The following is a 15,749-nucleotide window of genomic DNA, read 5'->3' as shown; positions in this document are numbered from 1 at the left end:
AAAATCCAAAGCCTTACACCGTGGCGTCCAACCCCATCTGCCAGAAATCTGCCTCCAGCTTCGACGCCTGGCCAAAGATCGCCGCCAAGTCGACAAAGCGCTGCTCGGTCATGCTCCGCGCCGCCAGTTCATCCAGATGCGTGCGCGCCGCAGCCGCCACCCCTTGGTAAGCCTCCCCGGCATACTCGCCGATCCATTCGCGATAGGGGTGATCGCGCAAATCGCCAATCTGCTCGGACAACGCCCGGCCAATCTCTGCATAGCCAATCACACAAGGCGCCAGCGCCGCGTGCAGTTCCAGCAGGTCACCTGCCGCACCGCAATCGAGTACATAGCGGGTGTAGGCCACTGTCGCCTGATGCTCAGGCGCGGCCTCGATATCGGCCTTGGACAACCCCCAGCGCGCGCAAAGGCGCAGGTGCAGTTCGGTCTCATCGAGGATCGCCGCCAGCCCCGCCTGGGCTGCCCGGATGTCGCTGGGCAAACGGCTCTTGTACGCGGCCAGGGCCCAGGCGCGGGCAAACTGGATGAGGAACAGGTAATCCTGCACCAGGTAAGTACGGAAGGCCTCCTCGCTCAGGCTGCCCTCACCCATCTGCCGCACGAACGGATGATCGACATAGCTGGACCATTGGGCCGCGCACGCGCCCTTGAGGCGATCGAAGATATCCATGCTCACGCCTCCCCTGGGTAGATGGCATCGAAGAAGGCCAGCTCCAGCTGCACCGTGCGCAGGTAGAAGTCGCTGCTCAGTGCCGCCTGCTGTGGCCCGACCCGATCCAGTTCTGCTTGCAGGAAGGCGACGAAGTCGCGGAAGAACGGGTTGTCATGCAGGGTGATCCACTCGGCGTGGACAAAGTTGGCCGGCAACGGTTGCGGTGCCTTGATCGCCCAATCCAGGTACAGGCCCTCGGCGACATTGAGTACCGCCAGGGCGGCGGCATACGAACGGGTGGCCGCCGCTTCGCGCATGATCGCCTTGAACCCTGCGGTTGGTAGGGTGTCGGCAGGCTCGTCGCGCTGCGCCGGGCTGACGTCCAGGGCTTGGAAAGCGCGCAGGAAGTAGGTGTTCTCGTCGCTACTGATCATGCCGGCGAAGCGCCCCAGGCGCAGGCGTGCCTCGAAGGTGTCGGCCGTGGCGATGGCGGCCCCCAGCAGGGTCAGGAAGCTATCGAGAAAGCGGTGATCCTGGACCAGGTAGCGGACCATGACAGGGTCCGCCACGCTGCCGTCGCACAGCTCTTTGACGAAGCGGTGGCCGACCGCCGCAGACCAGGTCGGCTCGCTTTGGCGGCGCAGGGTTTGGGTGAAGCGTTCGGTCATGGTGCTGTCCTCTGTAGGGTGACAGCGAGACCGTGGCGGTGTGGCATGAAGCGGCCTCGCAGTGAGGCCGGCAAAAAGGCAGGTCGGCAGTCCCATCCCTTCGCCGGCATGATCCGGATCAGGTTCGAAGGGTCACCGCGCTGGTGATCTCAGCGGTTTCTCAGCCCGTTGCCGGGCTCCCCTTGGTGGCGAATAGGTATACAGGAGGGGGGGTGGCTTGTCATCAGCCGGGATGGCTAGCGCAGACACTCAACTGAAATAGCGCACATCCAAGCGCTCGATTGCACACCTGGCATTTTTGCCAGTAGACCTGATCCACTGTCCATTGCAGGCTAGGTGATGCCCTCGGCTATGGAGCGCCTCACCTGATGGACAAGGACACGCTGTTCTGCAGAACCACCGATGGCCAGCATTCGTTGCCTCACGCCGCCAGCCTGCTCGGCTGGCAACTGATCTTGTATCACAAGGTCAAGCGCCAGGCCGAGGTGCTGTTCACGGCTACGTCATCCCTGACCAACGAAGAGGGCTTTATCCACGCCGGTATGCTCTCGGCGATGATCGAGGAATGCATGGGGCCGGCAGTCTTCGCCATGCTCGCCAGTAACCAAGTAGCCCGCTGCACTGGGCTGGATATCCAACTGCGGGTGCCTGTCACTCCTGGGCGCTTCGTCGGCGTCGGTACCCAATACATGTCCAGAGGACATAGGCGTTATGCCCGAGGTGAGCTCTGGGATGAGCAAGGCACGCTAGTAGTCGAAGGAACTGCAAGATACGAAGTCATCCAGCAACCGTTGCGCGAAAGCGCTAACTAAATTTGGATCCCATCCTGTGCCAAGGTATGCTGCGCAGCAATAGCCAATTGCCACTAGCTAGGCGAGCCACCCGCTGCGCCAAGGATCCGTGTTTTGCCCAGCAATCCCACTCGCCACACCATCGCCCGTCAGTGGCAGTTGCTCAAGCTGCTGCCCGACCATCATCCGGGCTTGAGCTCCACCCAATTGCAACAGGCGTTGGCCAAGATAGGTCACTCGACCAGCAAGCGCACGGTGGAACGTGATCTGAATGAGCTGGCCGGGTTGTTCCCCTTGCACTGCAACAGCAAGGGCATGCCCTACGGTTGGTACTGGCAACCGGGCTTGAGCCTGGGCGAGGCGCAGCTGCTGCAACCGAACGATATCGACCGACCACAGCAGGTGGCGTTACGCGCCTGGGTCAACCCGGCACTGGCCCAGCGCCTGCAACAACAGCCGCTTTCTGCGGATATGCGCCTGGACTATCAGGAAGACGGCAGCGCTCACCTTGAGGCTACCGTCGAAGACAATCGCCCCTTGCTGGGCTGGCTGCTGGCCCACGCCGGGGCGATTCAGCTGCACGCGCCCGCGCAGCTACGCACGGCAATGCTTGCGCAACTGCGCCAGAGCCTGGCGCTGCACGACGGCGAGTGAGTTATCTGGACGCGCTCGAGGCGCTGCGCTCTCGGCGCAGGCAGGTGTAGCCCATGCCAAGCACTGCCAGGGTCAGTAGCACCAGCAGTGCTATTAGCAGCTGGCTGTACTTGGCCACCGTTGCGGGCAAGCCTATGTATTCGCGGTAGGTGCTGATCTGTGCCAGCCCATCGGCATGGCGGATGCTCAGGCCACCCTGGCGAATCTGCGAGTAATCGGAATCAAAATAGATCCACACCTTGCACGCCGCACGCCCGGCGATGCTCGGAATGTCGATGATATTGGTCGCCGCCTGGGGAATCGCATCGTTGCCGGCATCGTCACGCACCTGCACCAGGCCTTTGGCCGGCAGGCGGATCTGCACGTCCTTGAGTGCCCTATCGCTGGTATTTTCCAGCTCGATCTGCAAGCCGGTGCGATGGTCGACCAGCCCTGCTTCGAACGGCTTGGCGAACAGCTGCAGGTAGGGTTCCTGGGCGACGTCGACCAGTTTGTCGAGCTGCTGGTGGCCGAGCAGGCCTTTGCTGATATCGCTCATCTGCTCATGCAGGCGCTCGTACTTGAGCAAGTCATTGGCCTTGCTGATGCGCTCGTTGAACTGGCTCGGGTAGGTCAGGTAGGCGTAGGTCAGGCGTGCCTGCAGGGCTGGTTCTTCCTTGAAGGCGGTATACAGCCCTGCTGCGCAGGCGCCGACGACCAACAGGCCCACGAGGGACTTCCCGACTTTTTCCCAACTCACCTTGGCGGTTCCTTATTGTTCGCAGTGTGGGTGATGCAAAAGCGCCGGCAAAGCCTGCCACCGATCGGCCTGTGGGGCAATTGTGAATTGAAGCCGCGCAACGCCGATGAGTGAAATTTTTGGGGCTGCTTTGCAGCCCCAGCCTCTACACCTCAAGCAAACCGCTGAACCTGCGCTGGCGTGCGGCGCATCAATACCTTGCCAGCACGCACCGACACCAACGCATGCCCTTGGCTGCGAACCATCTCGTAATCATCCGGCGCCGACAACAACAGCAGATTCGCCGGCCGCCCCACCTCGATGCCATAGCGCTCACCCAGGTTGAGGGTGCGGGCACTGTTATCGGTAATCAGGTCCAGCCCACGCTGCAAATCTTCATAACCGAGCATGTGGCAGATGTGCAGCCCCGCCTCAAGAATGCGCAAGATGTTGCCATTGCCCAGCGGATACCACGGGTCGACGATCGAGTCCTGGCCAAAGCACACATTCATCCCCGCCCGGTCGATTTCGGCCACCCGGGTCAGGCCACGGCGCTTGGGATAGGTATCGAAACGCCCCTGCAGGTGGATGCTCTCGGTCGGGCAGGAAACAAAGTTGATCCCACTCATCTTCAACAGCCGGAACAGCTTGGAGCAGTAGGCATTGTCGTAGGAGCCCATGGCGGTGGTATGGCTGGCAGTGACCCGCGCGCCCATGCCACGCACCCGCGCTTCCTCGGCCAATACTTCGAGAAAGCGCGACTGCGGGTCATCGGTCTCGTCGCAGTGCACATCCACCAGGCAGCCGCTGCGCTCGGCCAGGTCCATCAGAAACTTGATCGACGACACGCCCTGGTCACGGGTGTTCTCAAAGTGCGGAATACCACCGACCACATCGGCACCCATCGCCACCGCCTCGCTCATCAGCGCCCGGCCATTGGCGTACGACTCGATGCCCTCCTGCGGGAAAGCCACGATCTGCAGATCGATCAGGTGACGAACTTCTTCGCGCACCTCGATCATCGCCTTGAGCGCCGTCAGCTTGGGGTCAGTCACGTCGACGTGGGTACGCACATGCTGGATGCCGTGATCGACCAGCATGCCGATGGTCTTGGTGGCACGGGTCTTGGTGTCTTCGTGGGTGTTGAGCTCTTTGCGCTCGGCCCAGCGCTCGATGCCCTCGAACAACGTACCGCTCATGTTCCAATTCGGCTCGCCGGCGGTGAGCGTGGCGTCGAGGTGGATATGCGGCTCGATGAACGGCGCTACCACCAGGTTCTGCTGGGCGTCCAGGTCATCGGCATTGCTCAGCGCCAGCGCCGCGTTTTGCGGCTCGATGGCGGCGATGCGCTCGCCGTTGAGTTCGATCCGAAACAGGCCGGGTTTGCCACGCAGGCGTGCGTTGATGATGTTCATGGGGTTACTCCTTGCCTTGGGTTTCGGTCATGCGCCATATCAGCATAGCGACCGAAGCATTCATACGGAAAAGCGGGTCGTCCAGCGACTGCCCGCTCAATTGCTCGATACGTTGCATACGTTGGTTGATGGTGTTGCGGTGCAAACCCAGACGCTGCGCGGCCTTCAGGCCATTGCCGTTTTCCTTGAGCAGCGCGTCGAGGGTGTGCACCAGCGAATACGGGTTTTTGCGCCCAGGCGTGATCAACGGGCCGAGGGTCTGGCCGACGAAGTCGTCGATCAGCGAGCGGTCGACGATGCCTTGCAGCAAGCGCAATACACCTAGCTCGCTGAAGTCGCACAGGCCCGTGGCTGGTCGCAGGTTTTGCGCCACCTCCAGGGCCTGGCGCGCCTGATTTAGGGCCTGGCGGTAATGCGCGCAGTCCTCGGCGAGGCTCGACAGGCCCATGAACAGGCCCATCTCCCCCGCCACTTCCAGCAGCTGCCGATGCAACTCGGCCAAGGCCATGCGCAGGTCGCCATCCTCGGCCAACAACAGCACCAACAGATCGCCCGGCAACTGCGCCATCACCGCGCCTGGGCGATTACGGCACCAGGCGTGAAGATGATCTTCCAGCGCTTGGCGGGTGCTTTGCCAGAGACGCTCACCGTGCGCCGGACCATGGCGCTCGAACAACTCATCGACCGCCGACAGGCGTAGCGCCACCAAACGCCGCGGCCTATCCAGCGCCAGTTCCAGGTGCGCCGCGCGCTGGCGAGCGATGGCCAGGCTTGGGTAATCTCCAGTCAGCAATTGGCCCAGGATATCGTTGCGCGAGCGCCGTACCTGGCTCATCTGCACCAGCGCCGTACCGATCAAATGAGTGACCACCACCATCTTCAGCGCATAGGGCTGCTCGATCAGCGGCAGGCCCAACTGCTCGGCGCGCGCGATCACTGCGGGCGGAATACCCTGGATGAACGTGCCGCCGGTGAGGATCACCATCCCGGCAATGCCAACCGCCTCGCCGTCTTCGACCAGGCTCAACAGATTGGCCTCGCCGCGCGGATGGTTGATGCCGGTGACGAACACCAGCTCGCCGCCCATCACCCACTCGGCGATGCCCTCGTTCTCTGCCACATAAGGCCAGCGCACGCGCCGCTGCAGGTTGCGCGCCCCAGCGCGAACAGCCATGTCCTGCAGCCCAGGCAGACAGAGGATCTCTTCCAGCGCCAGGCTCACGGCTCGACCTGCGCCAGGGTGCGCCGCCGGCCACTGAGTTCAAGCAGCAGGATGTAGCACAGCGCCGAGGCGCCAATCCCCACCAGTGGCGCAACCCACGGCGAGCAATAGGCCAACAACGCGCCTACCGCGTAGGCTGACAAGCCCTTGAGGTTGTAGCGCGGCAGGCTTACCGACGCCAAGGCCGGATACTGACCACGGTGGCGATACCAGAAGTCGGCCATGATCACTCCGCCCACAGGCGGAATGATCGAGCCCAACAGCACCAGGAACGGGATCAGCAACTCGTACATACCGCCAATCGCCAGCACGATGCCTACCGCCGCCGCGACCAGGGTCGCCGTGCGCCGACGCTCGCTGCGCAGCAAATGGCAGGCCGCCGCCGAAACGTTGTAGATGGTCGGCCCCTGGATAGTCCACAGGTTCAGGCAGAGCATCACCACCGCCGCGAACGACAGGCCCTGGAGGATCATCACCTCGACGATATCCGCCTGCTGGTAGACCATCGCACACCAGGCCCCCGCGACCACCATCAGCCCGTTACCCAGCAGAAAACTCACCACACTCGCAGTCACTGCCACCCGCCCGCTGCGCGACAGCCGCGTCCAGTTGGTGGCCTGGGTGGCGCCGCTGGCGAAGGTGCCAAAGACCATGGTCACCGCCGCGGAAAAGCTCATCGCCTCATGCGGTATGACCGCCGCCAGCCCGGCAAAGCCCCCGGCATCGCGGGTAGCGATGACCATCGACACCACCAGCAAGACGAACATCAATGGCACCGACACCCGCGACAGCAGGTCCAGGCCCTTGAAACCGATGATTGCGGTGATGCTAAAGCCCAGGCCAAACAACACCATCAGCGGGATGGTAAAACCATCGGCCAGGCCAAGAAGCTTGACCAGCACGATCGCCACCGTCGCCGTGCCCCAGGCGTACCAGCCCAGTTCGGCAAAGCCCAGGAGAAAATCCGAAAGCCGGCTGCCTGCCTCGCCAAAGCAGAAGCGCCCCATCAGCACCGTGTTCAAACCGCTGCGCGAGGCGATGAAGGCCAAGGTGGCGGCGTACAACGCCAGCAAGCTGTTGCCGATGGTCGCGATCCACAGCATGTCGACGAAGTTGAAGGCCATGCCCAGCTTGCCGCCGGCGAACATCGTGCCGGTGAAGAAGGTGAAGCTGAACAGCACCATGGCAATCGGTAGCAGGCCCTTGCGGGCTGATTGGGGGGCTTCTGAGAGGGGGAATTCGCTGGGCGCGCTCATGGCTGGGGCTCCGGGTTGTCGATGGCAGCAGCTAGAGCAATATGTGGGCCGCTTAGGCGGCACGAGGAGCAGGTGGAAAAAGTCAGCAATTCGAATATCGATTTATATGCAACATGCATAGCTAAAACCAACTAAAGGCAAAATTATTGTGCTTGGAGACTCATTTTAAAGCATGCCTGCACTGTTTGGGGACGTGCTGAGTAGTTCAGAAACGAAGGCAACCGAGCTGGGCTTGACCGCTATTTACCCTGGACCGCATGCTCAGCCCCTTCCATCGGCGTTTTGCTTAACACTTCCCACTACCAAGCTTCTGCATCACGTCAGACGCTTCCGAAATGCCTTCCTTAGGGATGCATCTCTCTGCCATGGCCTGCACAATCGCAACCCGCGCCACGTGCGCACTGCACCCATGGACGCCGCGCCGGTCGCCAGCTCGACCGGCGGGCAAGAGAGATCAAACAAGGAAAGGCAATGCTTGAGGTACTGCTCTGCGTCACCCTGTTCATCATCGCCCCGGCGTTATCGGGCTATAGCGCCAATGTCTATGCCACACCACGCAAACGGGTCTGGTGCTATCGCCGCTACCTGATCGTCAAGGACTGGTCGTTGACGCGGCATGTGATGATGATCTTCGGCTTCTTTGCTGTCGTTCTTTACGCCACTGGCGCCCTGGCCAAGCTGGGCATGCCGCTCAACCCTCTCTTCGGCCGATCACTGCTGGGTTTGACCTGGTTGTCTGGAATGGCCTTCCTGTACTGCTACTTCGAGATCAGCAAACTGCGCGACCGCCTGCCGTGGAAATCCCTGGCAGGTCTGCTGGCGATCGGGGTGGCGACACTCTCGAAGGTTCTCGCCGATCACGTCATTGCCGAGCTGACCCACTTGCCACCGCGCGAGTTGGTCGGCGCACAACTTCTGCTGAGTGTGATCATGACTGTGTCACTGTGGTCGGCGGGCGTGGCGATAGCGCTGGGGGCGGTGGTGTTCGGCTCGTTGTTCCTGATGCTGCGCTCTATGGTGCGCGACTACTTCAGCATGCGCAAAAAACAGAAATATGACGCGTTGCCTGACTTGGCTGCGGTGGTGGCGATCTACCTATGTGCGTTGATAGCGCTGACTGCGATGGCCGAACTCTCACGCAAATCGACGTATGAAAAACCAGCACGCGAGGCAATTGCCTTCGCTGCCTTCACGTTGCCGGCTTCCTACTGCGGCCTTTCGGACAAGCGTGGTGCCATGATTGCCCCACTTGCGAACGATACTGCTGCCATCGCTATCGCTGACGACAAGCTTGGCTATCGTTTCGAACCGATCACCTGTGTGCCGGCGAAGAAGAGCTTGGCTGAGATCGAGGCATTGCTGGGTACCTCGGCTCGATAATGAGGCGAACGGGCGAATCACTGCGCTTTCGCAGAACAGGACCAATGCAAGCCCGGTGATGGCGCAAATCATTAGCAGCGGCGGTGCGCCGCTGCTACTTGTCCCCCGATTACGGCCGATGTCCGCAAAACTTAATGCGCTGTCGCTCCCGACTCGCCATGCAAGCCCAGCAACAGATCCTCTACCAACGCCTTGGCCATGCCATTGAGGTAGTAACCCGACCGCATCAACACTTCCACATCGTCCGGCCGGGCCATGGCGCGGCGGGTGAGCTCGGTCATACAGCTCAACATTTTCACCACGTCCTGCAGCACCTCTTCGGCTGCCAGCCCTGGCATCACCCGCAACAGCTCGACTTTGCCCTTGGGCGTATCGCAGGCAAACGTGGCCACACCTGTGGTCTTCAATTTCATAATCTGGTTCAACAGCGCTTGGTCGTCCATTGTGCTGCCCTTCTCTTGTCCATGATCGATAGGACCTCTCGCGCAACACCCCAGCACCTGCCAGACCGATTCAACGCAACCCTACGCGAATCTCTGCCCGTGGGACTGGTGGATGCTGGAGTGAAGCGCGACAGGCACGGCGAGACTAGACGTGCCGCCGGGGCGTCACAATGGGCTGAGCAGGGAAACGACGCCCTTGGGAATTGGACTACAAGAATTGAGGAAGAAAAGCGCGCTTTCCTACAAATTACCGACTTGCTTGAGATCACTGCCGGCAAGAACGGTTCTACAAAGCGTCCCGCGCTTTTCCTCGATACACCCGTAATACGTCCGCCATGACCGCCAGCGCGATCTCTGCCGGCGACTTGCTTCCCAGGTCCAGGCCGATTGGCATGTGCAAGCGTCTGATCTGCGCCTCGGTCAATCCACCGATACGCCGCAGGCGCTCAGCACGCTTGGCGGAAGTTGCCAGCGACCCCATGGCGCCGATGTAGAACGCCTGGGTATCGACCGCCTCCAGCAAGGCCAAGTCATCGATCTTCGGATCGTGCGTCAGTGCGACCACGGCCGTAGCGCCATGGCAGCCACCCTCGGCAATGAACAACGAGGGCAGCACGCGATGCATCTGCACGCCTTCAAGCTGCACATGCGCCATCTCTTCACGCGGATCACAGGCGATGACCTCGCAACCGAGCGTGCGGGCGATAGCAGCGCAGGCCTCGGCCACCGGAGATAACCCAGCCAGCAGCAAGCGCAGTGCCGGACCGATGCCGATCTCGACCACTTCCTCGGCCAGGCGCACGGCAACGCTGCTGTCGGCATAAACCTCGAAGCTGCCGCTTGCCAGCGCGATCCTGCGCGTTACCCGCTGCTGGCCCAGGAGCGCACTGCGCAGCGCCTGCAAATGCGCCAGCCAGCGAGCATTCGACTCACGACGTTCGACCAACACCACCAGCACGCCGCCGCACGGCAAACGCAAACGGCGGCTCTGCGCCTGCCCATCGCCATAGCGCACCACCTGCGCCGCGCGGGTAAAGGCTCCGCGCCCAAGGCTTGCGAGAAACTCCTCCTCGACGCAGCCACCCGACAACGAGCCCACGGATTCCAGCCCACCATTGCTGACCAGCATCGCGCCCGGGGAGCGTGGGGCCGAGCCATAGGTGGACAGTACCGTGCAAAGCCAGATCGTCTCGCCGGCCCGCGCCCATTGCAGGGCCTTGTCGATGACCTGCAGATCAAGATGCTGCATGTTCGCTTACCTCATTGGCATCGTTAACCGTTCTGCTGAAAAAGCCGCGCAAAGGCCCTAGGGTCTATGGCAGTGTTAGCGCTCTTGCCAGCCGCACAGTGATCCCCCATGCAGACTCGCAAAACCGGCGTTCGCGCCCAGCAGGCCGACCGCACCAAACACAACATCCTCCAGGCCGCGGTGAAGGTGTTCAGCAAGGAAGGCTTCACCGGTGGGCGCATCGAGCAGATCTCCTCGTTGGCCAAATCCAATGACCGCATGATCTATTACTACTTCGGCAACAAGGAGCAGCTGTTCATCAGCGTGCTGGAGCATATCTACGCAAGCTTCAACCAAGCCGAAGCCAAGCTGCGCCTGGACCTCTGCGACCCTGAAAACGCCCTGCGCGAACTGGTGGCGTTCATCTGGAACTACTACGTGCGCCACCCGGAATTCGTCACCATCCTGGCCACAGAAAACCTTCATCAGGGCAAGCACGCCAAGAAGTCGCAGAACCTCAAGGCGCTGTCCGGCGAGGCGGTCGGCGTATTGCGGCCAATCATCGAGGCGGGCCAGGCCCAGGGCCTGTTCCGCGCCGATATCGACATCAAGCACACCTACTTGATGATCGCCTCGCTGTGCTACTTCTATAACTCCAACCGCTACACCCTCAGCTCCTTCCTTGCCGTGGACCTGGCCGACAAGCAGGCCAAGTCCGACTGGCTGGCGTTCATCAGCGACCTGGCCCTGCGCGGCCTGCGCCGCTGAGCTTCAGTGGCTGCCAGGATTGGCACGCACCTGAGCACTCTTGGCCTGCAGCCCCTCCCAGGCCGGCTGGCTGCCAGCAAAACGCTGGCGCAGGTAAGCGGCAAGGTCGGCTACCTGGCGGTCCGACAAGCTGTCCTTGAACCCTGGCATGTAGCCCAGGTCGGGGGTTGCTGGATGGGCAATGCCATGTAGCACCACGCGCAGCAGGTTGTCTGGCAGCGCGCTATGGACGTTGCTATTGACTGCCATCGACGGGCTGACGCCGAACAGTTTCGGCCCAAGCCCATCGCTGTGACAGGCCAGGCAGGCGCCCTTGAATAGGCGCTCACCGTTACTCAACGAAACCTGCGAATCGACTTGTGGCGCGGGCTTGGCTGCAACCTGCTGCGGTGTGCCGTCGAGGGATGTCAGGTAATGGGCGATCGCCCGCACATCGCTCTGCGGCAAGCTGGCCAGCTCGCTGACCACCGGCCCCATGGGGCCTGCGGCAACGCCGTGCTTATCGGAAAAGCCAGTGCTCAGATACGTGAACAACTCACTCTCGCTCCACGGCGTCGCAGACTTGCCTAGCGCGTTCAGCGCTGGCGCTTCCCAGCCATCGACCATACCGCCGGCCAAATAGCTGGAACCGCCCTTTTCCGCGCCCATCAGGTTGCGCGGCGAATGACAGGCAGTGCAGTGCCCCAGACCATCGACCAGATAGGCACCACGATTCCACTGTGCGCTGCGCTGCGGGTCGGGCTGATACTCGCCGCGCTTGAGAAACAGCGCGTTCCAACCCGCCATCAGCGGGCGCTGGTTGAACGGGAAACGCATCTGGTTGGCCGGCGCCTCCTGGCGGACCGGGGTCTGCGACATCAGGTAGGCGTACAGCGCCTGCATGTCTGCGTCGGTGATAGTGCGAAACGAGGTGTAGGGAAACGCCGGATACAGGTGGCGGCCATCGCGGCTGATGCCCTCGCGCATGGCCCGTTCGAACGCGGCGAATGACCAGCGACCAATGCCGGTTTCCGGGTCGGGGGTGATGTTGGTGCTGTACAGCGTGCCGAACGGCGTATCCATCGCCAGGCCGCCGACATTGACCTTGCCACCGCTGACCGTATGACACACCGCACAATCACCGGCCGCCGCCACTTGGCGCCCACGTTCGAGCATCGAGGCCGACCAGCTACCAGCGGCCGGTGGCGTTACCGGGGCGATCTCGGCGCGCCAGGGCAACGCCGTGGCCGCCATGCCCAACGCCGCGCCGATTACCCCGGCGAGCGAGCCGAACCACCATTTCGAGCGTTTGCTCGCGGGCTGCGCTGGCGGCTCAGGGGCCTGGTTTTCAGCGTTCAGCGCCGCGCGCACCCGTTCGGCGGTGATCGGCAGTTCGCGAAAGCGGATACCCGTGGCATCGAAGATCGCGTTGGCGATGGCCGCCGCGCTCGGCACCGAAGCCGACTCACCGCTGCCCATCGGTGGTTCATGTTGGCGCGGCAGCATCATCACATCGATCGCCGGCACCTCGGGGAAGGTCAGGATTGGGTAGCCACCCCACTCCTTGCTCGCCACTGTGGACTCCTCGAAGCTCACCTGCTCCTTGAGCACGCGGCTGGTCGACTGGATCACATTCCCGTGAATCTGATGCCGCACCCCTTCGGGGTTGACCATCATCCCGGCGTCATGGCCGATCACCACGCGGGTCACGGCCACCTCGCCGGTGCGCCGGTCAACCGCAACATCGGCCACCCAAGCAGCCCACGCAGCACCAAAACCTGGGAACTTGCTGTGGATGTAGCGCGCGTAAGCGAAGCCCCGACCACGCAACACATCACCTTCGGCCGGGGTTTGCATGGGTTCGCTGCGCGGCTGCCAGTCGGCCCGTTCGGCGGTGGCTTTGACCAAGTCGATGGCGCGCGGATCGGACAGATGCTTGAGGCGGTACTCGACCGGGTCGACGCCTGCGGCAAAAGCCAGCTCGTCGATGTAAGACTCGTGGGCGAAGCTGTTGGGCATCGCCGACACACCGCGCATCCACGACGCGCGCACCAGCGGCGTCATGTCGTTGATGGTCACGCGCATGTGCTCATAGTCATACGGCGGGATCGAGGTCCGGTCGCCCATCTCGAACAGCGCCGGCACCGGTTCTACCGCGCCGGTCAGCAGCAAGGCCAAGGTGGGTGCGCCGTTGGAGGGATAGCTGGTCTGGAAATCGTAGGCGGCCACGGTGCCATCGGCATTCAGGCCGCCGTCGATTTCCATCAACTGTGCGGTACCCTTGGGCTCCCAGGCATGCTCCTGCTCACGGGTCAGCTGCACCCGCACCGGGCGGCCGACCGCACGGGACAACAGCACCGCGTCAGCGCAGACATCGTCAGCGCAGTTGCGGCCATAGCAGCCAGCGGCTTCCATGCGGATGATCTCGATGCGCTGTTCGTCGCACGCCAACAACCAAGCCAGGTCTGCGCGCAGCAGGTGCGGGTTCTGCGTGCCGGACCAGACGCGGATCTGCCCCTCGGTAAAATCGGCCAAGGCGCACGACGGGCCAATCGAGCCATGCAGCTGATAGGGCCACAGATAACTGCGGCTCAGGCGCTGACTGGCATTGGCGATGCCGCCGTCGACATCGCCCTGATCCAGCACGGTACGCTGCACGCGGGGGTTGTCGCGGATCGCCTGGGCGATATCGCTCAGATCCGGCAGCTTGCCAGTGTGCGGTTTCCAGCTGATCTTCAGCGCTTGGGCGGCGCGAATCGCCTGCTCCTCACGCTCGGCGACGACACCGACGAAGTCGCGGATCACCACCACCGCGATCACTCCGGGGAGATGGGCGATGGAGTCATGGTCCACCGCCAGCAAGCTGTTGCCGACAAAGTCGCCGCTGTCGTGGCCGGCGTAGGGTGGGCGGATCACCCGGCCATGGAGCATGTCGGGCAGGCGCATGTCGTGGACGTAGGTCAGCTCGCCAGTGGCTTTGCCAGGGATGTCTACCCGCGCCGCACTGCGACCGACCAGGCGATAGTCGTCGACCGCCTTGAGCGGCGCATCCTCGGCAATCGGTAGTTGCTGGTTGTCGCCCTGAACCAGCTCGGCAAAACGCAGGCTACGGCCGTCGCTGCTGATCACTGCGCCCTCCTCCATGCGCAGCGCATCTGGCGCACAGCCCAAGCGCTGGGCAGCCTGTTGCAGGAGGAAGCGCCGCGCCGTGGCCGCGGCCTTGCGCAGCGGCACGGCGGAAATCTGCAAGGTGGCGCTGGCGATGGTCGCGCCCTGGTTGGGAGCGCGCTCGGTGTCGCCCAGTACCATGTGCACCTGATCCATGCGCAGGTCGAGCTCTTCGGCAACGATTTGCGCCAGCGAGGTGCGAATGCCAGTGCCCAGGTCGACGTGGCCGTTGAAGGCGTAGACCATGCCGTCGTCACTGACCGCAAGAAACAGCGCCAGCTCGCGCGCCTTGAGCGTGGGCGTCACGCCCTTGGCCACCGGCCCGGAGGGCGGCGTGATCTGATCGACGATCAGCAATACGTTGCTTTTGCCCAGCAGTTGCTCGCGGCTGGGAACGTGTTGTGAGTGGTTCATGTTCAGCTCCGGATCTCAGGCCAGGCGGCCGGCAGCGCGGCGCACGGCGCGCAGGATTTCGACGTGGGTGCCGCAACGGCAGAGGTTGCCGGACAGCTCGTTGCGGATCTGCTCGTCGCTGGCATCGGGGATGCGGTCAAGCAGGGCCTTGGCGGTCATGATCATGCCGTTCATGCAGTAGCCGCATTGGGCCGCCTGTTCATCGATGAACGCCTGCTGTACCGGATGCGGCGCGGCCTTGCTGCCCAGCCCTTCGAGGGTGGTGATGTCGCGGTTGGCGGCGCCGGACAGCGGGATCACGCAAGAGCGTGCGGCGACGCCATCGATGATCACCGTGCAGGCTCCGCATTCGCCTAGGCCGCAGCCGTACTTGGGGCCGTTCAGGCACAGGTCGTTGCGCAGGATCAGCAGCAAGGGGGTGTCGGCCATGGCGTTGACTTCGACGGGCTGACCGTTGATTCGCAGGGAGATGGTTGTTTGCATTGTTGGCTCATCTCTGGTGGTTGCATGCCGTTCAGGGCGAGTACCTGGGCGCTACCAAACAACTCAAATGGCGCGCTTGTTTAGGTAAGTACTCACTACATGAAATGATCAGGCAAGAAGCAGGCCAGGGATGATTCTGGGGTTGGGGTTGGGGTTTGGGGTTGGGGTTGGGGTTGGGGTTGGGGTTGGGGTTGGGGGTTGGGGGTTGGGGTTGGGGGTTGGGGGGTTGGGGTTGGGGGTTGGGGGGGTTGGGGGTTGGGGTTGGGGGGGGTTGGGGTTGGGGGTTGGGGTTGGGGGTTGGGGTTGGGGGTGGGGGTTGGGGTTGGGGTTGGGGTTGGGTTGCGAGATTATCCATTTGATGTAGCGCCGCCACTGGCTCCTTCCGCCTTTACGGCGGCTTACTTTTCTCTTGGGAAAAGTAAGCAAAACCGCTCGCTCCTACATACGGCCCTACGCTGCGCTTCGGGTCCCTTCGCGCCGGCGCCTTCCGGGCCCGCGCGGCCTACG

At 62.7% G+C, this 15,749-nt stretch carries 14 protein-coding genes and 1 riboswitch; of the genes, 4 read left to right on the top strand and 10 right to left on the bottom strand.

All coding sequences use genetic code 11. From position 1 onward, the window contains the following. Positions 1-13: 13 nt before the first annotated feature. Together tenA and HU737_RS07085 are read right to left on the bottom strand one after the other, a co-directional pair. Positions 14-673, bottom strand: coding sequence for a thiaminase II (gene tenA, locus HU737_RS07090; protein WP_186553591.1), 660 nt, complete (start codon positions 671-673; stop codon positions 14-16). Positions 674-675: 2 nt separating this feature from the next. Then, complete coding sequence (locus tag HU737_RS07085) at positions 676-1,323, bottom strand: TenA family protein (protein ID WP_186553592.1); 648 nt, start codon at positions 1,321-1,323, stop codon at positions 676-678. 78 nt (positions 1,324-1,401) lie between these two features. Further along, positions 1,402-1,516: riboswitch (TPP riboswitch) on the bottom strand. A 175-nt stretch (positions 1,517-1,691) separates the two neighbouring features. On the opposite strand from HU737_RS07085, the gene HU737_RS07080 reads away from it, so the two are divergent. Both HU737_RS07080 and HU737_RS07075 read left to right on the top strand, forming a co-directional pair. After that, positions 1,692-2,135, top strand: coding sequence for a PaaI family thioesterase (locus HU737_RS07080; protein WP_186553593.1), 444 nt, complete (start codon positions 1,692-1,694; stop codon positions 2,133-2,135). A 93-nt stretch (positions 2,136-2,228) separates the two neighbouring features. Beyond that, positions 2,229-2,768, top strand: coding sequence for a WYL domain-containing protein (locus tag HU737_RS07075; RefSeq protein ID WP_186553594.1), 540 nt, complete (start codon positions 2,229-2,231; stop codon positions 2,766-2,768). Between the two features lies 1 nt (position 2,769). Here the strand turns inward: HU737_RS07075 and HU737_RS07070 are convergent, their stop codons facing one another. From HU737_RS07070 to codB, 4 genes are all read right to left on the bottom strand, one after another. Continuing rightward, positions 2,770-3,507, bottom strand: a complete 738-nt coding sequence (locus tag HU737_RS07070; RefSeq protein WP_186553595.1) for a hypothetical protein — start codon at positions 3,505-3,507, stop codon at positions 2,770-2,772. 152 nt (positions 3,508-3,659) lie between these two features. Continuing rightward, positions 3,660-4,901, bottom strand: a complete 1,242-nt coding sequence (codA, locus tag HU737_RS07065; protein WP_186553596.1) for a cytosine deaminase — start codon at positions 4,899-4,901, stop codon at positions 3,660-3,662. Positions 4,902-4,905: 4 nt separating this feature from the next. After that, entirely contained in the window at positions 4,906-6,123 is a 1,218-nt protein-coding gene (locus HU737_RS07060; RefSeq protein ID WP_186553597.1) for a PucR family transcriptional regulator, read from the bottom strand. Further along, on the bottom strand, positions 6,120-7,379 hold the full coding sequence (gene codB / locus HU737_RS07055; protein ID WP_186553598.1) for a cytosine permease: 1,260 nt from the start codon (positions 7,377-7,379) through the stop codon (positions 6,120-6,122). Before codB ends, HU737_RS07060 begins: the two co-directional genes overlap by 4 nt. Before the next feature lie 471 nt (positions 7,380-7,850). Between codB and HU737_RS07050 the strand changes: the two genes are divergently transcribed. Beyond that, positions 7,851-8,759, top strand: a complete 909-nt coding sequence (locus tag HU737_RS07050; protein WP_186553599.1) for a hypothetical protein — start codon at positions 7,851-7,853, stop codon at positions 8,757-8,759. A gap of 131 nt (positions 8,760-8,890) precedes the next feature. Here HU737_RS07050 and HU737_RS07045 read toward each other — a convergent pair whose 3' ends face one another. Then, positions 8,891-9,172: a DUF3077 domain-containing protein gene (locus HU737_RS07045; RefSeq protein ID WP_186553600.1), complete on the bottom strand. Its 282-nt coding sequence runs from the start codon at positions 9,170-9,172 to the stop codon at positions 8,891-8,893. Between the two features lie 316 nt (positions 9,173-9,488). Continuing rightward, positions 9,489-10,451: an XdhC family protein gene (locus tag HU737_RS07040; protein WP_186553601.1), complete on the bottom strand. Its 963-nt coding sequence runs from the start codon at positions 10,449-10,451 to the stop codon at positions 9,489-9,491. A gap of 108 nt (positions 10,452-10,559) precedes the next feature. Between HU737_RS07040 and HU737_RS07035 the strand changes: the two genes are divergently transcribed. Beyond that, positions 10,560-11,198, top strand: coding sequence for a TetR/AcrR family transcriptional regulator (locus tag HU737_RS07035; RefSeq protein WP_186553602.1), 639 nt, complete (start codon positions 10,560-10,562; stop codon positions 11,196-11,198). Positions 11,199-11,201: 3 nt separating this feature from the next. Here HU737_RS07035 and HU737_RS07030 read toward each other — a convergent pair whose 3' ends face one another. Further along, entirely contained in the window at positions 11,202-14,759 is a 3,558-nt protein-coding gene (locus HU737_RS07030) for a molybdopterin cofactor-binding domain-containing protein (RefSeq protein WP_186553603.1), read from the bottom strand. A 15-nt stretch (positions 14,760-14,774) separates the two neighbouring features. Beyond that, complete coding sequence (locus tag HU737_RS07025; RefSeq protein ID WP_186553604.1) at positions 14,775-15,242, bottom strand: (2Fe-2S)-binding protein; 468 nt, start codon at positions 15,240-15,242, stop codon at positions 14,775-14,777. Between the last annotated feature and the right edge of the window lie 507 nt (positions 15,243-15,749).

The sequence above is a fragment of the Pseudomonas urmiensis genome (assembly GCF_014268815.2).
Taxonomy (GTDB): domain Bacteria; phylum Pseudomonadota; class Gammaproteobacteria; order Pseudomonadales; family Pseudomonadaceae; genus Aquipseudomonas; species Aquipseudomonas urmiensis.
Note: the sequence above shows the minus strand (reverse complement) of the source record. Positions and strands in the feature narration are given on the sequence as shown.